Annotated in this window: 18 protein-coding genes, 4 tRNA genes and 4 pseudogenes; 24 read left to right on the top strand and 2 right to left on the bottom strand. The window is 68.9% G+C overall.

The features are described from left to right. Positions 1-114: 114 nt before the first annotated feature. From ACHMXE_RS39510 to ACHMXE_RS39480, 7 genes and pseudogenes are all read left to right on the top strand, one after another. Positions 115-1,291, top strand: a pseudogene (locus ACHMXE_RS39510) (acyl-CoA dehydrogenase family protein). Positions 1,292-1,433: 142 nt separating this feature from the next. Then, complete coding sequence (locus ACHMXE_RS39505) at positions 1,434-2,150, top strand: TIGR03084 family metal-binding protein (protein WP_395349056.1); 717 nt, start codon at positions 1,434-1,436, stop codon at positions 2,148-2,150. Continuing rightward, positions 2,147-3,112, top strand: a complete 966-nt coding sequence (locus tag ACHMXE_RS39500; protein WP_395349055.1) for a phosphatidylglycerol lysyltransferase domain-containing protein — start codon at positions 2,147-2,149, stop codon at positions 3,110-3,112. Before ACHMXE_RS39505 ends, ACHMXE_RS39500 begins: the two co-directional genes overlap by 4 nt. Then, positions 3,109-4,026, top strand: a complete 918-nt coding sequence (locus ACHMXE_RS39495) for an amidohydrolase family protein (protein ID WP_395349054.1) — start codon at positions 3,109-3,111, stop codon at positions 4,024-4,026. Before ACHMXE_RS39500 ends, ACHMXE_RS39495 begins: the two co-directional genes overlap by 4 nt. Positions 4,027-4,094: 68 nt before the next feature. Beyond that, a pseudogene (locus tag ACHMXE_RS39490) lies at positions 4,095-5,717 on the top strand (acyl-CoA carboxylase subunit beta). Between the two features lie 17 nt (positions 5,718-5,734). Further along, positions 5,735-7,720, top strand: a complete 1,986-nt coding sequence (locus ACHMXE_RS39485) for an acetyl-CoA carboxylase biotin carboxylase subunit (protein ID WP_395349053.1) — start codon at positions 5,735-5,737, stop codon at positions 7,718-7,720. Continuing rightward, positions 7,717-8,493, top strand: coding sequence for an enoyl-CoA hydratase/isomerase family protein (locus ACHMXE_RS39480; protein ID WP_395349052.1), 777 nt, complete (start codon positions 7,717-7,719; stop codon positions 8,491-8,493). The genes ACHMXE_RS39485 and ACHMXE_RS39480 overlap by 4 nt, the downstream gene beginning before the upstream one ends. 16 nt (positions 8,494-8,509) lie before the next feature. Here the strand turns inward: ACHMXE_RS39480 and ACHMXE_RS39475 are convergent, their stop codons facing one another. Further along, complete coding sequence (locus ACHMXE_RS39475) at positions 8,510-9,403, bottom strand: LysR substrate-binding domain-containing protein (protein ID WP_395349051.1); 894 nt, start codon at positions 9,401-9,403, stop codon at positions 8,510-8,512. A 110-nt stretch (positions 9,404-9,513) separates the two neighbouring features. Here ACHMXE_RS39475 and ACHMXE_RS39470 point away from each other — a divergent pair, with 110 nt between their 5' ends. Together ACHMXE_RS39470 and ACHMXE_RS39465 are read left to right on the top strand one after the other, a co-directional pair. Beyond that, positions 9,514-10,503: an ornithine cyclodeaminase family protein gene (locus ACHMXE_RS39470; protein ID WP_395349050.1), complete on the top strand. Its 990-nt coding sequence runs from the start codon at positions 9,514-9,516 to the stop codon at positions 10,501-10,503. 52 nt (positions 10,504-10,555) lie between these two features. After that, positions 10,556-11,284, top strand: a complete 729-nt coding sequence (locus ACHMXE_RS39465) for a phosphoglycolate phosphatase (protein WP_395349049.1) — start codon at positions 10,556-10,558, stop codon at positions 11,282-11,284. Positions 11,285-11,299: 15 nt separating this feature from the next. On the opposite strand, the gene ACHMXE_RS39460 is transcribed toward ACHMXE_RS39465, so the two are convergent. Then, complete coding sequence (locus ACHMXE_RS39460; RefSeq protein WP_395349048.1) at positions 11,300-11,929, bottom strand: chalcone isomerase family protein; 630 nt, start codon at positions 11,927-11,929, stop codon at positions 11,300-11,302. Positions 11,930-12,269: 340 nt separating this feature from the next. Here ACHMXE_RS39460 and trpE point away from each other — a divergent pair, with 340 nt between their 5' ends. The 15 genes and pseudogenes from trpE (at position 12,270) to nusG (ending at position 22,173) form a co-directional block, all read left to right on the top strand. Beyond that, complete coding sequence (trpE, locus tag ACHMXE_RS39455) at positions 12,270-13,772, top strand: anthranilate synthase component I (protein ID WP_395349047.1); 1,503 nt, start codon at positions 12,270-12,272, stop codon at positions 13,770-13,772. Next, entirely contained in the window at positions 13,769-14,218 is a 450-nt protein-coding gene (locus tag ACHMXE_RS39450; RefSeq protein WP_395349046.1) for a GxxExxY protein, read from the top strand. Before trpE ends, ACHMXE_RS39450 begins: the two co-directional genes overlap by 4 nt. A 106-nt stretch (positions 14,219-14,324) precedes the next feature. Next, positions 14,325-14,844 (top strand): annotated as a pseudogene (locus tag ACHMXE_RS39445) (gamma-glutamyl-gamma-aminobutyrate hydrolase family protein); the annotation flags it as partial. Between the two features lie 70 nt (positions 14,845-14,914). After that, positions 14,915-15,974: pseudogene (gene ltaE / locus ACHMXE_RS39440) on the top strand (low-specificity L-threonine aldolase). Between the two features lie 27 nt (positions 15,975-16,001). Then, positions 16,002-16,661 carry a LysE family translocator gene (locus ACHMXE_RS39435; protein WP_395349045.1) on the top strand — a complete coding sequence of 220 codons (660 nt, stop codon included), beginning with the start codon at positions 16,002-16,004 and terminating at the stop codon, positions 16,659-16,661. A 21-nt stretch (positions 16,662-16,682) separates the two neighbouring features. After that, positions 16,683-17,705 (top strand): anthranilate phosphoribosyltransferase, encoded by a 1,023-nt coding sequence (gene trpD, locus ACHMXE_RS39430; protein ID WP_395349044.1) that lies wholly within the window; start codon positions 16,683-16,685, stop codon positions 17,703-17,705. A 29-nt stretch (positions 17,706-17,734) separates the two neighbouring features. Continuing rightward, positions 17,735-18,535 (top strand): indole-3-glycerol phosphate synthase TrpC, encoded by an 801-nt coding sequence (gene trpC / locus ACHMXE_RS39425; RefSeq protein ID WP_395349043.1) that lies wholly within the window; start codon positions 17,735-17,737, stop codon positions 18,533-18,535. Then, positions 18,532-19,239 (top strand): uracil-DNA glycosylase, encoded by a 708-nt coding sequence (locus ACHMXE_RS39420; protein ID WP_395349042.1) that lies wholly within the window; start codon positions 18,532-18,534, stop codon positions 19,237-19,239. Before trpC ends, ACHMXE_RS39420 begins: the two co-directional genes overlap by 4 nt. A 110-nt stretch (positions 19,240-19,349) precedes the next feature. Next, a tRNA-Tyr gene (locus ACHMXE_RS39415) sits at positions 19,350-19,435 on the top strand. Positions 19,436-19,500: 65 nt separating this feature from the next. Continuing rightward, positions 19,501-19,574, top strand: a tRNA-Gly gene (locus ACHMXE_RS39410). A gap of 30 nt (positions 19,575-19,604) precedes the next feature. Further along, positions 19,605-19,679: transfer RNA gene (locus tag ACHMXE_RS39405), tRNA-Thr, on the top strand. A gap of 78 nt (positions 19,680-19,757) precedes the next feature. Beyond that, positions 19,758-20,951 (top strand): elongation factor Tu, encoded by a 1,194-nt coding sequence (gene tuf, locus ACHMXE_RS39400; RefSeq protein WP_093356177.1) that lies wholly within the window; start codon positions 19,758-19,760, stop codon positions 20,949-20,951. Between the two features lie 18 nt (positions 20,952-20,969). Next, a tRNA-Trp gene (locus tag ACHMXE_RS39395) sits at positions 20,970-21,045 on the top strand. 135 nt (positions 21,046-21,180) lie between these two features. Continuing rightward, on the top strand, positions 21,181-21,564 hold the full coding sequence (gene secE, locus ACHMXE_RS39390) for a preprotein translocase subunit SecE (protein WP_093353725.1): 384 nt from the start codon (positions 21,181-21,183) through the stop codon (positions 21,562-21,564). A gap of 6 nt (positions 21,565-21,570) precedes the next feature. After that, a complete protein-coding gene (nusG, locus tag ACHMXE_RS39385; RefSeq protein WP_064262260.1) occupies positions 21,571-22,173 on the top strand; it encodes a transcription termination/antitermination protein NusG in 603 nt (200 codons plus the stop codon). Positions 22,174-22,258: the final 85 nt, after the last annotated feature.

Raw genomic sequence — 22,258 nt, 5'->3', positions numbered from 1 at the left:
GCTTGCGTCGAGTCGCTGCGCCTCGCATCGCATCGCATCGCATCGCAGGGCGCAGCCTGTTGGCGCAAGACCCGTGGAGCGCCCGCCGCTAGCCTCGTGCGCCAAGGAGACGCCATGGAATTCCTGGACGCCCCGCCGCTGCCCTTCTACTTCTCCGCCGAGCACGAAGCCTTCCGTGCCAGCCTGCGCGCCTTCGTGGCACGCGAGATCGCGCCCTTCGTGACCGAGTGGGACGAGGCCGAAACCTTCCCGCGCGATCTCTACCGGCGCGCTGCCGAACTCGGCGTGCTCGGCCTGGGCTATCCCGAGGCGCTCGGCGGCACGCCGGCCGACCTGTTCCATCAACTGATCGTGGCCGAGGAATTCGCCGCGTTGCGGCGCGGGCGGCGTGCAGGCCTCGCTGAACTCGCACAGCATCGCGCTGCCGCCGATCCTCAAGGCCGGCAGCGAGGACCTGAAGCAGCGCGTGATCCCGCCGGTGCTGGCCGGCGAGAAGATCGCCGCGCTCGCGATCACCGAGCCCTCGGGCGGCTCCGACGTCGCGGCGCTTCGGACCACCGCGGTGCGCGATGGCGACCACTACGTGGTCGACGGCGAGAAGACCTTCATCACCTCGGGCGTGCGCGCCGACTTCATCACCACCGCCGTGCGCACCGATCCCGCGAACAAGGGCGCGGGCGGCATCTCGCTGCTGGTGATCGAAGGCGACGCGCCGGGACTCGCGCGCACCTCGCTCGAAAAGATGGGCTGGTGGAGCTCCGACACCGCGCACCTGCGCTTCGAGAACTGCCGCGTGCCCGCGCGCAACCTGGTGGGCACGGAGAACCAGGGCTTCAGGCTGGTGATGAACAACTTCAACGGCGAGCGCCTCCTGATGTCGGCGCTGGCCTGCGGCTTCGCCGAGGTCTGCCTCGAGGAGGCGGTGGACTGGGCGCGGCAGCGCGTCACCTTCGGCGTGCCGCTGGCCGAGCGCCAGGTGGTGCGCCACAAGCTCATGGACATGACCCTGCGCGTCGATGCCGCGCGCACCCTGGTCTACGACCTGGCCTACCGCATCGAGCACGGCCTGGCCGATCCGGCGAAACTCGTGGCGCGCGTGTGCCTCGCGAAGGTGCAGGCGACCCAGGCCATGCAGTTCTGCGCCGACCAGGCGGTGCAGTTGCTGGGCGGCATGGGCTTCATGCGCGGCACGCGCAGCGAACGCATCTACCGCGAGGTCAAGGTGATGATGATCGGCGGCGGATCGGAAGAGATCATGAAGGACCTGGCGGCCCGGCAGCTCGGGCTCTGAAGAACGAGAAGGACGACACCCACGATGAACGATTCGACGAACGGCCCCGACGCGGAGACCGCGCGCGACCTGCGCGACGAATACGCCGAGCTCGCCGCGCTGTGCGCCACGCTCACGCCCGAACAGTGGCGCGCGCCCCAGCGTGTTCTACGGCTGGTCGCCCTGGGACGAGATCGCCCACCTGTGCTTCTTCGACGAGACCTCGATGCTCGCGCTGAACGATCCCGCGGCCTTCGTGCGCGATGCCGCGGCGCTCAACGCGCAGTTCGCGCAGGGCCGCGAGATCAGCTCGCTGGCGCGCGAGAAGTACGGCCAGCTCGACGGCCCCGCGATGCTCGCGCTGTGGCAGCCGATCTCGATGCAGCTGGCCGATGCGCTCGCGGCGCTCGACCCGAAGGCGCGGCTGCCGTGGTACGGGCCGATGATGAGCGCGCGCTCGTTCGCGACCGCGCGCCTGATGGAAACCTGGGCCCATGGACAGGACATCTGGGACCTGATGCGCCGGCGCCGGCCGGCCAGCGCGCGGCTGCGCCACATCGCCCACATCGGCGCCACCACCTTCGGCTGGACCTTCGTCAACCGCCAGCTGCCGGTGCCCGAGCCCGCGCCCTTCATCGAGCTCGACGCGCCCGGCGGCCAGACCTGGCGCTGGGGCGATCCGGCCTCGGCGGAATCGGTGCGCGGCGATGCGCTCGACTTCTGCCTGGTCGTGACCCAGCGCCGCCACCTCGCCGACACCGCGTTGCGCTGCACGCCGGGCAGCGCCACGCAGTGGCTGTCGATCGCCCAGTGCTTCGCGGGGCCGCCGGCCGATCCGCCGGCGCCGGGCGTGCGCGCGGTGGTCTACGACGCGGAATGAGCGCCGGGCAGCCGCTGTCGCTGGCGCTGCGCGAGGCGATCGAGCCGGCGCTCGCGCGGCTGCGCGCGGGCAGCGCCGAGGGCTGCCTGTCGGACCTGACGTTCTCGAACCTCTGGCTGTTCCGCGAGGCCCACGACTACCGCTACATCGGGCCCGAGAACGACGGCTGGCCGCGCATCTCGGGCCGCACCTACGACGACACGCGCCACCTGATCGCGCTGTTCGCGCTGCCGCAAGCGCCGCCCGAGGCGCTGGCCGCGATGCTCGAAGACCACGACTGCTTCTATCCGCTGTCGCGGCGCGACATCGACGGCCTGAGCGCCGACCGCTTCGCGCTGAGCGCCTCGCCCGACGACGCCGACTACCTCTACGACGCCAGCCGCTTCGCCGACTACGCCGGCCGCGCGCTGGCCTGGAAGCGCAGCCAGGTGCGGCAGCTGTTCGCGCAGTGCACGCCGCGCGCCGAGGTCTTCGGTCCCGCCTCGGCCGGTGCCGCGCTGCGCGTGCTCGAGGCCTGGATGGCGCAGAAGGGCAAGGCCGCGGGCGAGGCCGACGAGGCGCCATGCCGCGCAGCCATCGCCGATGCGGCGGCGCTCGGGCTCGAGGGCTTCGTGCATTTCGCGCACGACGAGCCGCTGGGCTTCGTGCTCGCGCAGGAACTGCAGCCCGGCGTGTTCGCGATGCGCTTCGCCAAGGGGCTCGACAGCCACGCGGGCATCTACCCGCACATGTTCCAGCACTTCTGCCGGCAGTTCGAGGCCCGGTTCGGCCGGCCGGTGCGCTGGCTCAACTTCGAGCAGGGACATGGGCATCGCGGGCTTCCGGCGGAGCAAGCGTTCGTACGCGCCGGCGGCGATGGTGCAGAAGTTCAGGGCACGGTTATTGCGCTGAGCCGGCGCGGCGACGGGTATTCTTCCGCCGCCCACCGTACCGACCGCATCCGCCGCGAGGAGCCCGCATGACCCGGACCACCGATTCCCTTCATCGACGCTGGACGCGCGCCGCATCCGCGGTCGTTGCCGCTGTCGCCGCCGGCTTCGCATTCGCGGCCCAGGCCGCCGACTACGCCGGCCCGCTGTTCGACACCCACCTGCACTACAACGAAGAGGCCTGGAACGGCAGCAGCGGCCCGTTCCCGCCGGCCGAGGCGCTCGCGCGCATGCAGCGCAACGGCGTGCGCGCCATCGTCGGCAACTCGCGGCCCAACGACGGCACGCGCACGCTCGCGGCGCTGCGCGAGACCCGCGAGGCCGGCGTCACCGTGGTGCCCTTCGTGCGGCTGTACCGCAACCGCGCCGATTACAGCAACTGGTTCCGCGACGAGAGCATCCACGAGATGGTGCTGGCCGAACTCGAGCGCGGCACCGCGAGCGGGCCCTACCGCGGCATCGGCGAGTTCCACCTCTACGAGAGCGCCAATGCCAACGGCCCGGTCGCGAAGAAGCTGATGGCGCTGGCCGAGCGCAAGCAGCTCGCCGTGCTCGCGCACGTGGACGACGAGGCGGTCGACCTGCTGATGGCCAACACGCCGAGCCAGGGCCGCGACACGCGGCTGATCTGGGCCCACACCGGCATCGGCGGCACGCCGGTGGCGCGCGTGCGCCAGATGCTCGAGCGCTATCCGAAGCTGATGGGCGAGCTGTCGTACCGCCCGGGCCTGGTCTGCGAGGGCGGCACCTTGTGCGCGCCGTGGCGCGAACTGATCCTGGCCTTTCCCGATCGCTTCCTGATCGGCTCCGACACCTGGGTCAACCAGCGCTGGAGCGCCTACGACGAGCTGATGCGCGGCTACCGCGGCTGGCTCGGCGAGCTGCCGCCCGCGGTGGCGCAGCGCGTGGCGTGGGACAACGCGGCCGGGCTGTTCGGCGTGCGCTGATCCCCAGCCACTGGGCACAAGACGCCCGGGGGGCGCTGCCTAAGCTGCCATGGACTCTTCCGCAGACCATGGCCACCATCGAATCGACCCTCTCCCCCACGGCGAAGCCTTCCAGGCCAATCGCGCCCACATGCTCGCGCTGCTCGAGCGCGTACGCGGCTGCGAGCAGCGCGCCGCCGCCACTTCGGAGCGCTCGCGCGAACGCTTGAGAAACGCGGCCAGCTGCTGCCGCGCGAGCGGCTGTCGCTGCTGCTCGACCCCGGAACGCCCTTCCTCGAACTCTGCTCGCTCGCCGGGCTCGGCCTGGACAACCCCGACCTCGACAAGAGCGTGCCCGGCGGCGGCGTGATCGCGGGCATCGGCCAGGTCTCGGGCCTGCGCGTGATGGTCAATGCCTCCGACTCGGGCATCGACGCCGGCGCGCTGCAGCCCATGGGCATTCCGAAGCAGTTGCGCATCCAGGAACTCGCGCTCGAGAACCGGCTGCCCTACGTGCAGCTGGTGGAGAGCGCGGGCGCCAACCTCATGACCTACAAGGTCGAGGAATTCGTGACCGGCGGCAGCCTGTTCCGCAACCTCGCGCGGCTGTCGGCCGCCGGCCTGCCGGTGCTGACCGTCACGCACGGTTCCTCGACCGCGGGCGGCGCCTACCAGACCGGCCTGTCGGACTACATCGTGATGGTGCGCGACCGCTCGCGCGCCTTTCTCGCGGGGCCGCCGCTGCTGAAGGCCGCCACGGGCGAGATCGCGACCGAGGAGGAACTGGGCGGTGCGCTCATGCACAGCTCGGTGTCGGGGCTCGGCGACTAATTCGGCCGAGGACGACCGCGACGCGATCCGCATCGCGCGCGAGATCCTCGCCCACATCGACTGGAACCGCGAGCTGCCGGCGCCGCCGCCGCGGCGCTTCAAGCCGCCGCGCTTCGATGCCGAGGAACTGCTGGGCATCATGCCGGCCGACCTCAAGCGGCCGGTCGACATGAAGCAGGTGATCGCGCGCATCGCCGACGACTCCGAGTTCCTCGAGTTCGGCGCCGGCTACGGCAGCGCCACCGTGGTCGGCCACTTCAAGATCGAGGGGCTGCCCGTGGGCGTGGTCACCAACAACGGGCCGATCGACAACGCGGGCGCCACCAAGGCCGCGCACTTCATCCAGGCCTGCTGCCAGTCGCGCACGCCGATCCTCTACCTGCAGAACACCACCGGCTTCATGGTCGGGCGCGCGCACGAGGAGGGCGGGATGATCAAGCACGGCTCGAAGATGATCCAGGCCGTGACCAATGCGACCGTGCCGCAGATCACCATCCATTGCGGCGCATCGTTCGGCGCCGGCAACTACGGCATGTGCGGGCGCGGCTTCCATCCGCGCTTCTGCTTCTCGTGGCCCAACGCGCGCACCGCCGTGATGGGTGGCGAGCAGGCGGCGCGGACCATGGTCAACGTGACCGAGGGCAGCGATGCGGCGCAAGGGCGGCGAGGTCGACCGCGCCAAGCTCGCAGAGATGGAGCGCCGCATCGTCGAGCGCTTCGACAGCCAGATGAGCGTGTTCACCACCAGCGCGCACGTGCTCGACGACGGCGTGATCGATCCGCGCGACACGCGCGCCGTGCTCGCGAAGCTGCTGGCCGTCTGTCGCGAGGCCGAGCTGCGCGAGCCGCAGCCGATGCAGTTCTCGGTGGCGCGGCCATGAGCGAGGGGAAGCAGTCCATGACCCAGGCCTCGCCCTTCCAGAAGATCCTGATCGCCAACCGCGGCGAGATCGCGCTGCGCGTGATGCGCAGCGCGCGCGCCCTCGGCTACCGCACGGTGGCGGTGTATTCGAGCGCCGATGCCGGCGCGCGCCATGTGCGCGAGGCCGACCAGGCCGTGTGCATCGGCGAGGCGCTGCCCGCGCAGTCCTACCTGCGCATCGAGGCCATCGTCGAGGCCGCGCGCCGCACCGGCGCCGACGCGGTGCATCCGGGCTACGGCTTCCTGGCCGAGAACGCTGCCTTCGCGCGTGCCTGCAGGGAGGCCGGGCTGGTCTTCATCGGCCCCTCGGCCGAGGCCATCGAGGCCATGGGCCACAAGGCCGGCGCCAAGGCGCTGATGCAGGCTGCGGGCGTGCCCTGCATACCGGGCTACCAGGGCGAGGACCAGGGCGAGGAGCGGCTCGCGCGGGAGGCCGCGCGCATCGGCTTCCCGGTGATGATCAAGGCCACGGCCGGCGGCGGCGGGCGCGGCATGCGGCTGGTGCCGTCGGCCGAGGAGTTCGCGCCCCTGCTGCGCAGCGCGCGCTCGGAGGCGCAGAGCGCCTTCGGCGATCCCGAGGTGATCCTCGAGCGCGCGATCGCGCAGCCGCGGCACATCGAGATCCAGGTCTTCGCCGACCGCCACGGCCATGCGATCCACCTGGGCGAGCGCGATTGCTCGGTGCAGCGGCGGCACCAGAAGCTGATCGAGGAGGCGCCCTCGCCGGCGGTGGACGGCGCGCTGCGCGAACGCATGGGCGCGGCCGCGGTGGCGGCCGTGAAGGCGATCCGCTACGAGGGCGCGGGCACGCTCGAGTTCCTGCTCGATGGCGACGGCAACTTCTACTTCATGGAGATGAACACGCGGCTGCAGGTCGAGCATCCGGTGACCGAGGCCGTGACCGGCCTCGACCTGGTGGAACTGCAACTGCGCGTGGCCGCGGGCGAGCCGCTGCCGCTCGCGCAGCAGGACGTGCGCTTCGAGGGCCATGCGATCGAGGTGCGGCTGTGCGCGGAAGATGCGGCGCAGGGCTTCGTGCCGCAGAGCGGCACGCTCGCGCTGTGGCGGATGCCGCCGCGACTGCGCGCCGAGCATGCGCTGCATTCGGGTGCCGAGGTGCCGCCGTACTACGACTCGATGATCGCCAAGCTCGTGGCCCATGGCCGCACGCGCGAGGAGGCGCGGCGCAAGCTGGCCACGGGGCTCGAGGACGCGGTGGCGCTGGGCGTGATCACCAACCAGGCCTTCCTGCGCGCCTGCCTCGTGCATCCGGTGTTCGCGGCGGGCGGTGCCACCACGGCCTTCATCGGCGAGCACCAGGCGGCGCTGCTGCGGGCCGACGAGGCCGCGGCTGCACGCGCGGCCGCGCTCGCGGCGGTGCTGCTGTACGAGCGCGCCGACGACACGCAGGCGCGGCGGCTGCCGCACAAGCTGCCGATCTCGCTGCGCTTCGAGCTCGCGGGGCAGGTGCGGCATGCGAGCGTCGCGTTGATCGCGTCGCGCCAGTTCCAGGTCACGCTCGATGCGCAGGCATTCTCGATCGAGTTGATCGAGCACGGCGGCGACAGCGTGCGCTTCGCCTGCGATGGCGTGCACGAGAGCGCCGCGTACTGGCGCGACGGCACCTTACTGTGGCTGCAGTACAGCGACCGCGCGCTGCGCATCGAGGACACCACGCGCGCGGCTTCCGTGCGCCAGGGCGGCGCGGGCGGCGGCGACGGCAAGTTGCGCGCCTCCATGAACGGCCGCGTGGTCGCGGTGCTGGCCGAGCCCGGCCAGGCCGTGCGCGCGGGGCAGCCGCTGCTCACGCTCGAGGCGATGAAGATGGAGCATGTGCATGCCGCGCCGGTCAGCGGCCGGCTGGCCGCGCTGCATGTGCGCATTGGCGATCAGGTCGAGGCGCGCCGCGTCGTCGCCGAAATCGAGGTCGATGCCCCCGTTGCCGAAGGAGCCGCGCCATGAGCACCGCCGCCGTATTGCACGAGAAGCGCGACCGCGCCTTCTGGATCACGATCAACCGGCCCGACAAGCGCAATGCGCTCAACGCGGAGGTGGTGGCCGGCATTCGCGAAGGCTGGCGCCTCGCGCATGCCGATCCCGAGGTGCGCGCCATCGTGCTGACCGGCGCGGGCGAGAAGGCCTTCTGCGCCGGCGGCGACCTGCAGCCCGGCGCGGGCTTCGCGTTCGACCTCGCGCAGCCCACGCTCGACTACGCCGACCTGCTGCGCGAGACACAGGCCGGCACCCTGCCGAGCATCGCGCGCATCAACGGCAGCTGCATGGCCGGCGGCATCGGCCTCCTGTGCATGACCGACCTCGCGGTGGCCGCCGACACGGTGCAGTTCGGCCTGCCCGAAGTGAAGATCGGCCTGTTCCCGATGCAGGTGCTGAGCCTGCTGCAGCGCATCGTGCCGCGCCGCACCCTGCGCGAGTGGTGCCTGAGCGGCGAGCCCTTCGGCGCGGCCGAGGCGAAGGAGGCCGGCCTGCTGAACCACGTGGTGCCGGCCGATGCGCTCGATGCGAAGACGCAATGGCTGCTCGAGCGCCTGACCGACAAGTCGCCGACTGCCATCCGCCGCGGCAAGTACGCGATGCGCGCGCTCGAGGCCATGTCCTTCGACGAAGGCATCGCGTTCACCGAGGGGCAGATCGCGCTGCTCGCGGGCACGCAGGATGCGAAGGAAGGGCTGGCCTCGTTCAACGAGAAGCGCAGGCCGGTCTGGACCGGGCGCTGAGCGCGGCACGCCGCGCTCAGACGAAGGGCGCGCTGGCCACCTCGTCCATGAGCCACTGGGTGAACGACTGCAGCGCCGCGCTCGGCGCGCGGTCCGCCGGACGCACGAGGTAGTAGGCGCTCCCCGGATCGACGGTGTGCGCGAACGGCGCCACCAGCAGTCCGGCATCGAGGTCCTCGCGCACCAGCGCCGTGAAGAACAGCGCGAAGCCATGGCCGTCGAGCGCGGTGCGGCGCAGCGCGTGGGAGTCGTCGATGCGGGTGGTGTCGAGCGGGCCCGCGTCCACGCCCGCCGCCGTGAACCAGGCGCTCCAGTGCGCGGCATCGAACTCGTGGAACAGGCGGCGGCCGCGCAGGTCGCGCGGCTTGATCTTGCGCGGCAGCGTGGCCAGGAAGGCCGGGCTGCACACGGGCGTGAGCGTGCCCGGCACGACCAGCCGGGCCTCGACGCCGGGCCAGCGTCCGTCGCCCCAACCGATGCCGGCATCGACCGGATCGCGCAGGAAATCGGCGGGCTGGTAGGCATGGTGCAGCTGCAGATGCAGCCGCGGATGCCGCGCCCAGAGCCGCCCGAGGCGCGGCGTGAGCCAGCGTGCCGAGAAGTACGGGGCGACGCTCAGCGCCAGCGTGTCGGGCCGCGCGGCGCGGCGCAGCCGGTCGATTGCCGCCTCCAGGCCCTGGAAGCCCTGGGCGCAGTCGGCGCAGAGCTGCCGTCCTTCGGCCGTGAGCTCGATGCGGCGGTGCGAGCGCAGCACCAGCGGCATGCCGAGCTCGGTCTCGAGATGGCGCACGTGGTGGCTCAGGGCGGATTGCGTGACGTGCAGTTCCTCGGCCGCGCGCTTGAAACTGCCGTGGCGGGCCACCGACTCGAAGGCGCGCAGCTTCGTGAGCAAGAACAGGGGCAGTGGCATGCGGGCGCATCCTAGGAGTGAGTTTGCTTCACGTCAACGCGAAACGAATCAATTGAACGAAGCAGGGCGGCTTCGCAGAATTCCCCTTCACATCAATGAAGGAGATTCACATGAACAACCAGCCTGCCGCGTTCGAGATCGCGAAGGGACCGCGCCGCGTCATGACGCTGAGCGAGGCCGAGGTGGCGCGCCTTCTCGATCCACGCGAACTGCTCGATGGGCTCGAGGACGGCTTTCGCGCACTGGCACGCGGCGAAGTGCAGTCGCCGGCGCGGCCCGAGCTCACGGTGCCGGGCCAGGGCTTCTCGCTCGCGATGCCGGCGTGGCGCCCGGGCATGCAGATGGCGATCAAGGTGGTCAACGTCTTCGACGGCAACCTCGCGCTCGGGCTGCCGAACCACCTGGCGATGATCCTGCTGTTCGAGCCCGAGACCGGCATGGCCTCGTGCGTGATGGATGGCACCTTCATCACCGGCATCCGCACGGCTGCTTCGGCGGTGCTGTCGGCGCGGCTGCTGGCGCGCCCCGACGCGCGCGTCGCGACCATCGTGGGCGCGGGCGTGCAGGCGCGCGAGCACCTGCGGCTGCTGCCGCTGGTGCGCAACCTCGAGCGCATCCATGTCTGCGCGCTGCATCCCGAGGAGGCGCGGCGGCTCGCGGCGCGGCATCCGCTCGCGCGGGCCGGCGAGGACATCGAGGCGGCGGTGCGCGACTCGGACATCGTCTGCCTCGCGAGCCACAGCGCCCAGCCCGTGATCCGGCCCGAGTGGCTCAAGCCCGGCGCCCACGTGAGCTCGGTCGGCTACCACCCGCCGGCGGGCGAGCTGCCGGTGGCGCTCGCGCGCGACGCGCGCCTGTTCGTGGAGACGCTCGATGCCTTCGAGCCCGTGCCCGTGGGGTGCGCCGAGCTCGCGGGCTGCGATCGCCGGCGCGCGACCACGCTCGGCGAGGTCGTGCTCGGCAGCGCACCGGGCCGGCGCGATGCGCGCGAGATCACGGTCTACAAGGCCATGGGCATCGCGATGGAGGACATGGTGGCGGCGAACCTGGTCCATGCCGCCGCGCTGCGCGAAGGCGGCGCCGAGTCGATGGCGTGGTGAGCCACGTCATCCAGCGAGGCTCTGTAAAGTCGCGGGCAGTCTTCGCAACGCCATGAGCCCTTCTTCCTTGAACTCCATCGATTTCAACCTCACCCGCTTCGACGCCGCCATCGTCGACCTCGACGGCACCACCATCGACACGCTCGGCGATTTCGCCGTGGCCCTGAACCGCATGCTCGAGGACCTCGGCCTCGCCACGCTGCCGCGCGAGCGCATCGAGCGGATGATCGGCAAGGGTTCGGAGCACCTGATCCTGTCGGCGCTGCAGTACGTGGCCGCGGCGGACGGTGCCGACGCACCCGGCGCCCTGGCCAGCGCGCAGGCGCGGTTCGACCGCGGCTGGGAGCGCTACCAGCATCACTACCTCGCGATCAACGGCCAGCATGCGGCGGTGTATCCGGGCGTGGTCGAGGGGCTGCGGGCGCTGCGCGACCGGGGGCTGAAGCTGGCCTGCCTCACGAACAAGCCGACCGCCTTCGCGCAGCCGCTGCTGGCCCAGAAGGGGCTCGATGGCTTCTTCGAACGCGTGTTCGGCGGCGATGCCTTCGAGCGCAAGAAGCCCGATCCGCTGCCGCTCTTGAAGACCTGCGAGGCGCTGGGCACGCAGCCCGCGCGCACGCTGATGATCGGCGACTCGAGCAACGATGCGCGTGCCGCGCGCGCGGCCGGCTGTCCAGTGGTGCTGGTCACCTACGGCTACAACCACGGCGAGCCGGTGCGCGCGGTCGATGCCGACGGCTTCGTCGATTCGCTGGCCGAACTGGCGGCGCCGCGCGACTGAGGCGCTGGCCGCCGCTCAGGACGGCTTGCCGAGCAGTGCGTCCTTGAGCTTCCAGTCGGCCGGGCTCGGGCCGAGCCAGATGCGCAGCAGCGCGTTGAAGAAGGCGGGCTCCTTCACGGGATCGGGCTGCGGCACGCCGCGCACCGTGATCAGCGTGCCGGTGCCGGGCAGCCAGTCGATGGTGAAGGTGTCGCCGGCCTTGAGCTGTTTCTGGTCGGCGAACATCTGGCCCATGCGCAAGAGGCCGGGGATCAGCTGGCCCATCTCGCTCTTGGGCGAGTTGTCCTCCACGCCCTTGATGAAGAGCTTGCCGAGCTCGTTGGCGTCGATGTCGCGCAGCATGGTGATCGCCACGCGCTTGGGGCCGGGCACGGCCAGCGCCTCCTCGGGGGTCGAGGCCTTGCGGCCCATGTAGAGGCCGGCCGTGTAGACCTTGAGGATGGCCTTGTAGCGCACGCCGGCGCCGTTGAGCTGCAGCGGCGTGCCGCGCAGCTCGAGGTTGTCCTCGAGCTTGACGCCCGCGATGTCGACCGGGGCGGCGCGCGCCGGCGCGGCGACGGCCAGCGCCGCCGCGAGACCGGCCAGCAGGCACAGGCGCGCGAGCGGTCGTGACACGAGCGGAAGTGCGGTCGAGCGTGCGGACAAGGCGGCCTCCTCTGGAATTTGCGAACGGTCGTGCGAATGTATCTTTTCGTTCTATCGGGCCGGCTCCGGACGAACCCTGAAGCGCGGGTTTGCGCGCGGCCGCGTTCTCGTGGGCTAAACTCCGGCCCTCATGTTCGTTCATCACATCCATCAAACAGGTGAAGGCAGCCGGGGAGCCTGGCCCTGGCGTACGCCATCGACGCTGCCTGTTTGATTGCACGGCGCACGCCGTGCGCCCGCGGTTCCGGACGCATCGACGCCGAACCACCTCCTCTGTTTGTGAATGAGACCGCTCCCGGCCGATGAAAGCGCGCCGGGCCGGCTTTCCGGAGAACGACACGTGATCACCGAACTCGAATTCAAGAGCCTCAGCGCCCAGGGCTACAACCGCATCCCGCTGATGGCCGAGGCCTTCGCCGACCTCGAAACCCCCCTGTCCCTGTACCTCAAGCTGGCCCATTCGCAGGGCGGCGGCAAGCACAGCTTCCTGCTCGAATCGGTCGTGGGCGGCGAGCGCTTCGGCCGCTACAGCTTCATCGGCCTGCCGGCGCGCACCCTGCTGCGCGCCAGCGGCTTCGGCGCCGAGGCCGTCACCGAGGTCGTGACTGACGGCCAGGTGGTCGAGACCGCCGCGGGCAATCCGCTCGACTTCGTGGCGCAGTACCAGAAGCGCTTCAAGGTCGCGCTGCGGCCCGGGCTGCCGCGCTTCTGCGGCGGGCTGGCCGGCTACTTCGGCTACGACACCGTGCGCCACATCGAGCGCAAGCTCGAGAAGAGCTGCCCGCCCGACACGCTGGGCTGCCCCGACATCCTGCTGCTGCAGTGCGAGGAACTGGCGGTCATCGACAACCTCTCGGGCAAGCTCTACCTGATCGTCTATGCCGATCCCAAGCAGGCCGAGGCCTATGCCAACGCCAAGCGCCGGCTGCGCGAGCTCAAGGAAAAGCTCAAGTACTCGGTGAGCGCGCCGATCGTGAAGCCCACGCAGCCGCATCCGGCCGAGCGCAGCTTCGCCAAGGCCGACTACCTCGCGGCGGTGGAGCGCGCCAAGGAGATGATCGCCGCCGGAGACTTCATGCAGGTGCAGGTGGGGCAGCGCATCAGCAAGCGCTACACCGAGTCGCCGCTGTCGCTGTACCGCGCGCTGCGCTCGCTCAATCCCTCGCCCTACATGTACTACTACCACCTGGGCGACTTCCACGTGGTGGGCGCTTCGCCCGAGATCCTGGTGCGCCAGGAGCACACCGGCGAGGGCGAGCAGAAGATCACCATCCGCCCGCTGGCCGGCACGCGCCCGCGCGGCGCCTCGATCGAGCTCGACAAGGCGGCCGAGGTCGAGCTGATCAACGACCCGAAGGAGCGCGCCGAGCACGTGATGCTGATCGACCTCGCGCGCAACGACATCGGCCGCATCGCCAAGACCGGCACGGTGAAGGTGACGGAAGCCTTCGCGGTGGAGCGCTACAGCCACGTGATGCACATCGTGAGCAACGTCGAGGGCACGCTGAAGGACGGCATGACCGCCATCGACGTGCTCAAGGCCACCTTCCCGGCCGGCACCTTGACCGGCGCGCCCAAGGTGCATGCGATGGAACTGATCGACCAGCTCGAGCCCACCAAGCGCGGCCTGTACGGCGGCGCCTGCGGTTACATCAGCTACGCGGGCGACATGGACGTCGCGATCGCGATCCGCACCGGCATCGTGAAGGACCAGGTGCTGCACGTGCAGGCCGCGGCCGGCGTGGTGGCCGATTCGGTGCCCGAGCTCGAGTGGAAGGAAACCGAGGCCAAGGCGCGTGCGCTGCTGCGGGCGGCGGAGCTTGTTGAGGAGGGGTTGGAATGAATTCCGAATACGGGCAGCCGGACGCAGAGGACGCGAAGGATTCGCGAAGGACGCAAAAGGAAGACAAGAATTTTTTAGATGACTTCTCGCACGACATCATCGGGGCGGCTGTCGAGGTGCAACGAGTGCTGGGTGTGGGCTTGCTTGAAAGCGCCTACGCAGCGGCGTTGGCGGTCGAATTGAATGAACGAGAGCTCCGGTTCGAACGCGAGGCGCCCATCACCGCGTACTACAAGGGCCGTAGCGTGGGTGTTGCGTATCGCGCAGATTTCGTTGTCGAGGACTCAGTGATCGTAGAGCTCAAGGCCATCGATGTCCTGGCCGACCTGCATCGCGCGCAACTGTTGTCCTATCTGCGCTTGTCGGGACTGAAGCTGGGGCTGTTGATCAACTTCCACGCATTTCCCGTCGTCAAAGGCATCCAGAGAATGGTGAACAAGCTATGAGTGGAGCCCTGAATTTTCTTTTTCATTCTTCCTTGAATTCCTTTCGCGTTCTTCGCGAATCCTTCGCGTCCTCTGCGTCCGGAAGTCCGTATTCGAAAGGCCAGTCATGAAGCTCCTCATGATCGACAACTACGACAGCTTCACCTACAACATCGTCCAGTACTTCGGCGAGCTGGGTGCCGATGTGCAGGTGCACCGCAACGACGAGATCACGGTCGCGCAGATCGGCGAGCTGATCGCCTCGGGCGTGACGCGGCTGGTGGTGTCGCCCGGGCCGTGCTCGCCGGCGGAAGCGGGCGTGTCGGTGGCGGCCATCGAGGCCTTCGCGGGCAAGCTGCCGATTCTCGGCGTGTGCCTCGGCCACCAGGCCATCGGCGCGGCCTTCGGCGGCAGGATCGTGCGCGCGCGAGCAGCTCATGCACGGCAAGACCAGCGAGATCACGACCACGCAGGAGGGCGTGTTCGCGGGGCTGCCGAAGACCTTCGTCGTCAACCGCTACCACTCGCTGTCGATCGAGCGCGCGAGCTGCCCCGAGGCGCTGGCCGTCACGGCCTGGACCGACGACGGCGAGATCATGGGGGTGCGGCACACCGGGTATGCGCACGACGTGCGCATCGAAGGCGTGCAGTTCCACCCCGAATCGATACTCACCGAGCACGGCCACGCCATGCTCAAGAACTTCCTGGACTGAAGCCATGACCGACCGCAGCGCCATCGTCGACCTTCGCAGCGACACCGTCACCCAACCCACGCCCGCGATGCGCGAGGCCATGATGGCGGCGCCGCTGGGCGACGACGTCTTCGGCACCGACCCGAGCGTGAACGCGCTGCAGGAGAAGATCGCGGCGCTGCTGGGCTTCGAGGCGGCGCTGTTCGTGCCGACCGGCACGCAGAGCAACCTCAGCGCGATCCTCGCGCACTGCGGCCGCGGCGACGAGTACATCGTCGGCCAGATGGCGCACTGCTACCGCTGGGAAGGCGGCGGCGCGGCGGTGTTCGGCAGCGTGCAGCCGCAGCCGCTGGACCATGCGGCCGACGGCACGCTGCCGCTCGCGCAGATCGAGGCGGCGATCAAGCCCGACGACGCGCACTTCGCGCGCACCCGGCTGCTGGCGCTCGAGAACACGCTGGGGCGGCAAGCTGCTGCCCTTCGACTACGTGCAGGCGGCGACCGAACTCGCCGCGCACCACGGGCTGCAGCGGCACCTGGACGGCGCGCGGCTCTTCAACGCGGCGACCGCGCAGGCTGCGCAGAGCGGAAGCACCGACGTGCGCGCCGAGGCGCGCCGCATCGCGCAGTGCTTCGACAGCGTGTCGGTGTGCTTCAGCAAGGGCCTGGGCGCGCCGATCGGCTCGGCGCTGGTCGGTTCGCGCGACTTCATCGCGCGCGCCCACCGCATCCGCAAGATGGCGGGCGGCGGCATGCGCCAGGCCGGGCTGCTCGCGGCAGCGGCCGCGCATGCGCTCGAGCACCACGTCGACCGGCTGGCCGACGACCATGCGCTGGCGCTGCGCCTCGCGCAGGGGCTCGCGGGCATCGAGGGGCTGAAGCTCGAGATGCCGCACACCAACATCGTCTTCGTCGACCTCGAGGGCGAGGCCAAGGCGCGCTCGGCGGGGCTGATCGAGAGCCTCGAGCGCCAGGGCATCCTGGCCACGGGCCTGTACCGCTTGCGCTTCGTGACGCACCTCGATGTCGATGCCGCCGGCGTCGACCGCGCGGTGGCCGCGATCCGGGCCTACTTCGCCGCCTGATCCGTCGTTCGAGGAGAGGAGAACGCGATGCCCGATCTTCCCCATCTGCTGGCCTTCATCGCCGCCGGCTGGCTGCTGAACCTGACGCCGGGTCCCGACGTGCTCTACGTGGTCACCCACTCGCTGCGCTCGGGCGTGCGCGCCGGCATCGTCGCCGGGCTCGGCATCACCGCCGGCTGCTTCGTCCACATCTTCGCGGCGGCCATCGGCGTCGGCACGCTGATGGCGACCTCGGCCGCGGCCTTCACCGTGCTCAAGTACATCGGCGCGGCCTACCTGCTGTACCTGGGCGTGCGCATGCTGCTGTCGCGTGCCGCGCCGCCGACCGACCTGGCGCAGGCCGCGGCGGCCACCGGGACACGCAGCCTCAAGGCGATCTTCCTCGGCGGCTTCTGGACCAACGTGCTCAACCCCAAGGTGGCGCTGTTCTTCCTGGCCTTCGTGCCGCAGTTCATCGCGCCCGGGGCCGACCACAAGGCGCTGTACTTCGTGCTGCTCGGCGTGCTGTTCAACCTCAACGCGATCCCCGTCAACGTGGGCTGGGCGCTGGCGGCGGGCTGGATGGCGCGCCGCGGTGCCGTGCAGAAGGGCATGCACTGGCTCGACCGCGCCGCCGGCCTTCTTTTCATCGGCTTCGGCCTCAAGCTCGCATTCACCGACGCCCCCGCGGCGCGCATCGGCCGCTGATTCATCCCGAGGAGACTTTCCATGATCACCCCCCAGGAAGCGCTGCAGCGCACCATCGAGCACCGCGAAGTCTTCCACGACGAGATGCTGCACATCGTGCGGCTCATCATGAGCGGCGAATGCTCGCCCGTGATGATGGCCGCGTTGATCACCGGGCTGCGCGTGAAGAAGGAAACCATCGGCGAGATCACCGCCGCCGCGCAGGTGATGCGCGAGGTGTCGACCAAGGTGGCGGTGGCCGACACCACGAACCTGGTCGACATCGTCGGCACCGGCGGCGACGGCTCGCACACCTTCAACATCTCGACCTGCTCGATGTTCGTCGCGGCCGCGGCCGGCGCCAAGGTCAGCAAGCACGGCGGGCGCAGCGTGTCGAGCAAGTCGGGCAGCGCCGACGTGCTGGAGTCGCTGGGCGTCAACATCAACCTCAAGCCCGAGCAGATCGCGCGCTCGATCGAGCAGTCGGGCATCGGCTTCATGTTCGCGCCGAACCACCATCCGGCCATGAAGAACGTGGCGCCGGTGCGCAAGGAGCTCGGCATCAAGACCATCTTCAACATCCTGGGCCCGCTGACCAACCCGGCCGGCGCGCCCAACATCCTGATGGGCGTGTTCCATCCCGACCTGGTGGGCATCCAGGTGCGCGCGCTGCAGCGCCTGGGCACCGAGCATGCGATGGTGGTCTACGGCCGCGACGGCATGGACGAGATCTCGCTGGGTGCAGCCACGCTGGTGGGCGAGCTCAAGAACGGCGAGATCAGCGAGTACGAGCTGCATCCCGAGGACTTCGGCTTCCAGATGTCGAGCAACCGCGCGCTGCGCGTGGAGACGCCCGAGCAGTCGAAGGCGATGCTGCTCGGCGTGCTCGACAATCAGGCCGGCCCGGCGCTCGACATCGTGCTGCTCAACGCCGGTGCGGCGCTGTACGCGGCCAACGTGGTCGACTCGGTGGCCGCGGGCGTGACACGCTCGCGCGAGGCCACCGCCTCGGGCGCGGCCAAGGCGAAGCTCGCCGAGCTGGTGCGGGTCACCACCTCGGTCTGAGCCGGGAATCCAGGAGCAAGAGAGAAGCCATGTCCGACATCCTCGACAAGATCGTTGCCGTCAAGCACCAGGAAGTGGCCGCCGCGAAACGGCGCAGCCCGCTGGAGGCGGTTCGCTTCGATGCCGAAAGCCGCGTGCTGACGCGCGATTTCGAAGGCGCGCTGCGCGCCAAGATCGCGGCCGGCCAGGCCGCCGTGATCGCCGAAGTCAAGAAGGCCAGCCCGAGCAAGGGCGTGCTGCGCGCCGATTTCATTCCGGCCGACATCGCGCAGAGCTATGCCGAAGGCGACGGCAAGATCAGCGCGGCCTGCCTCTCGGTGCTGACCGACAAGCAGTTCTTCCAGGGCGGCATCGACTACCTGAAGCAGGCGCGCGCCTCGTGCGAGCTGCCGGTGCTGCGCAAGGACTTCATCGTCGACGCCTACCAGGTGTACGAATCGCGCGCGATCGGCGCCGACGCGATCCTGCTGATCGCGGCCTGCCTCGACGATGCGCAGATGAAGGACTTCGAGGCCATCGCGCACGGCCTGGGCATGGCGGTGCTGGTCGAGGTGCACGACGCGGCCGAGCTCGAGCGCGCGCTGCGGCTCAAGACCCCGCTGGTGGGCGTCAACAACCGCAACCTGCGCAATTTCGAGGTCTCGATCCAGGCCACCATCGACCTGCTGCCGGGTCTGCCGAAAGAGCGCCTCGCGGTGACCGAGTCGGGCATCGCCACGCGCGAGGACGTCGCCACGCTGCGCGCCGCGGGCGTGCATGCCTTCCTGGTCGGCGAGGCCTTCATGCGCGCCGAGGAACCTGGTGAGGCCCTCGCGGCGTTGTTCGAATGAGCGCCGCGGATCAGCTGGTCAGCAGCGATCCTGCAGACTGGCCGGTGGCGCCGGGCTGGCAGCCGCTGGTCGATGGCTTCTTCGGCGGTGCCGTGGGACAGAAGCTGCAGGCCTTCCTGCGCGAGCGTCTCGACGCGGGCACGGTGATCTTCCCGCCGCAGCCGCTGCGTGCGCTGGAGCTCACGCCGCCCGAGGACGTGCGCGTCGTGATCCTGGGCCAGGACCCGTACCACGGGCGCGGCCAGGCCCAGGGGCTGGCCTTCTCCGTGGCGCCCGGCGTGGCGCTGCCGCCCTCGCTGCGCAACATCTTCAAGGAGCTCCAGCGCGACCTCGGCACGCCGCCGCCGCCGTTCCCGAACCCGGGCGGCAGCCTGGTGAAGTGGGCGACGCATGGCGTGCTGCTGCTCAACACCTGCCTCACGGTCGAGGAAGCCCAGCCGGCCAGCCATTCGGGGCGCGGCTGGGAGGTGCTCACGGACGCGGTGATCCGCCATGTTTCCGACGGTCCCAAGCCTGTTGTTTTCATGCTATGGGGCTCGCACGCCCAGAGTAAGCGTGCGTTGATCGACGTTGGCCGCCATAAGGTGCTGATGTCGAATCATCCGTCGCCGCTGTCGGCCTTGCGCCCGCCCGTGCCGTTCATCGGATGCGGACATTTCAGCGAAGCGCGTGCCTGGCGCGAGGAGCACCAGAAGGGGGTCTGAAAATTCGCGGATAATCGCCCGCAGTTCATTCCTCGAACGGTTTCCTTCGCTCCTTTTGGTGCTTGGGTTTCTGCATAGTCACAAAACCGTGCTATATTTCGAGGTTCGCCGGAGAGGTGGCCGAGTGGTTAATGGCAGCAGACTGTAAATCTGCCCTCTAACGAGTACGCTGGTTCGAATCCAGCCCTCTCCACCAGCGATGAATTTGGTTTCTAAGAGCGATTGGATCTAGCGCTTTGGGTGCCTTGAAGTGCCCCCGATGCGGGAGTAGTTCAATGGTAGAACCCCAGCCTTCCAAGCTGATGACGCGGGTTCGATTCCCGTCTCCCGCTCCAGAGACCGAGTTTGATGCAGGTTAGGCAAAAGCCCTTTTGGCTCAGTGGTAGAGCACTCCCTTGGTAAGGGAGAGGTCGCGGGTCCGATTCCCGCAAAGGGCACCAGTTTTTCCCAGGGGTTGCAAGAGCAGCGTTGCGACCTTATCTGCGTACGTTGATATCGTTTTTTTTCGGAGTCGAAAAATGGCAAAAGGTAAATTCACCCGCACGAAGCCGCACGTGAACGTGGGCACGATCGGTCACGTTGACCATGGCAAGACGACGCTGACGGCCGCGATCGCGACGGTGCTGTCGTCGAAGTTCGGCGGCGAAGCGAAGGCCTACGACCAGATCGACGCTGCGCCCGAAGAAAAGGCCCGCGGCATCACGATCAACACCGCGCACGTCGAGTACGAAACGGCCAACCGCCACTACGCACACGTCGACTGCCCCGGCCACGCCGACTACGTGAAGAACATGATCACCGGCGCCGCCCAGATGGACGGCGCGATCCTGGTGTGCTCGGCCGCCGACGGCCCGATGCCCCAGACGCGTGAACACATCCTGCTGGCTCGCCAGGTGGGCGTGGGCTACATCATCGTGTTCCTGAACAAGTGCGACATGGTCGACGACAAGGAGCTGCTCGAGCTGGTCGAAATGGAAGTTCGCGAACTCCTCGACAAGTACGAATTCCCCGGCGACGACACCCCGATCATCCACGGCTCGGCGAAGCTGGCCCTGGAAGGCGACAAGGGCGAACTCGGCGAAGGCGCGATCATGAAGCTGGCCGAAGCCCTGGACACGTACATCCCGACGCCCGAGCGCGCCGTGGACGGCACGTTCCTGATGCCCGTGGAAGACGTGTTCTCGATCTCGGGTCGCGGCACCGTGGTGACCGGCGCCGTCGAGCGCGGCGTGATCAAGGTCGGTGAAGAAATCGAAATCGTGGGCATCCGCCCGACGGTCAAGACCACCTGCACCGGCGTGGAAATGTTCCGCAAGCTGCTGGACCAAGGTCAAGCCGGCGACAACGTGGGCGTGCTGCTGCGCGGCACGAAGCGCGAAGAAGTCGAGCGCGGCCAGGTGCTGTGCAAGCCCGGTTCGATCAAGCCGCACACGCACTTCACCGCCGAGGTGTACGTGCTGTCGAAGGACGAAGGCGGCCGTCACACGCCGTTCTTCAACAACTATCGCCCGCAGTTCTACTTCCGCACGACGGACGTGACCGGTGCGATCGAGCTGCCGAAGGACAAGGAAATGGTCATGCCTGGCGACAACGTCAGCATCACCGTGAAGCTGATCAACCCGATCGCGATGGAAGAAGGCCTGCGCTTCGCCATCCGCGAAGGCGGCCGTACCGTGGGTTCGGGCGTCGTGGCCAAGATCCTCGACATCTAAGTCGGGCAAGAGTAACGGAGGGGTATAGCTCAATTGGCAGAGCGTCGGTCTCCAAAACCGAAGGTTGTAGGTTCGATTCCTACTGCCCCTGCCACCTAGGGTGGCCTCCGAAAACGACCCGCCGGCCTCCGGCGGGAAGGCAAAAAAGCCCGTCGAGACCCGACGGGCTTCGCCGTCTCAACGCGGCGACGTGAATTGAGGCCGAGAGGCCGCAGGAAATCAGCCGAACATGGCCACTTCTCAAATCGAAACCGTGAGCACCGGTGCCGACAAGGCCAAGCTGGCCGTGGCAGCACTGCTGGCAGTGGGCGCCATCGTGGCGTTCTATCTGCTGTCGCGCCAGGGCTCGCTGGTTCAGTGGGCCGCGCTGCTCGTGGGCCTGGCCGCCGCCGTGGCGACCTTCGGCAGTTCGGAGAACGGCCGCCAGCTCTGGGCTTTCGGCCGCGATTCGTGGCGCGAGGTCAAGAAGGTCGTCTGGCCGACCCGCAAGGAAGCGATGCAGATGACGGCTTATGTGTTCGCCTTCGTGGCGATCATGTCCGTCTTCCTCTGGCTCACCGACAAAACGCTCGAATGGGTGTTTTTTGACCTCATTCTGGGCTGGAAAAAGTAAGAACCAATGACCGACGACGCTGTTGAAACCACGCCGCCGGAGGAAAACGCCTCCGTCCTTGCGCCCGCTGCCAATCCCGATCTGCGTTGGTACGTGGTGCATGCCTATTCGGGCATGGAGAAGGCCGTCGAGCGGAACATCACCGAGCGCATCAACCGCGCCGGCATGCAGGACAAGTTCGGCCGCATCCTGGTCCCGACCGAGGAAGTGGTCGAGATCAAGAACGGCCAGAAGCGCACCACCGAGCGTCGCTTCTTCCCGGGCTACGTGCTGGTCGAGATGATCATGGACGACGAGAGCTGGCACCTGGTGAAGCACACCAACAAGGTGACGGGCTTCGTGGGCGGCGCCAAGAACCGTCCGGCCCCGATCTCGCAGAAAGAGGTCGAGGACATCGTCAGTCAGATGCAGCAGGGCACCGAGAAGCCGCGCCACAAGGTCGAGTTCACCGTGGGCGAACTCGTGCGCGTCAAGGAAGGTCCGTTCACCGACTTCAACGGCTCGGTCGAGGAAGTCAACTACGAGAAGAGCAAGGTGCGCGTCTCGGTCATGATCTTCGGCCGCGCCACCCCGGTGGAACTCGAATTCAGCCAGGTCGAGAAGACCTGACGCCCGCCCGGTCTCCGGATCGGGCCCTATTCCGGCAGTGCGCTATCCGACTCGGCGCGCGGCCTTGATCGAAGAGTCGTTCACC

The organism is Variovorax sp. UC122_21 (assembly GCF_044056785.1).
In the GTDB taxonomy this organism is placed as follows: Bacteria; Pseudomonadota; Gammaproteobacteria; order Burkholderiales; family Burkholderiaceae_C; genus Variovorax.
The sequence above is the reverse complement of the archived record's forward strand: the minus strand, read 5'-3'. Positions and strand labels throughout refer to the sequence as shown.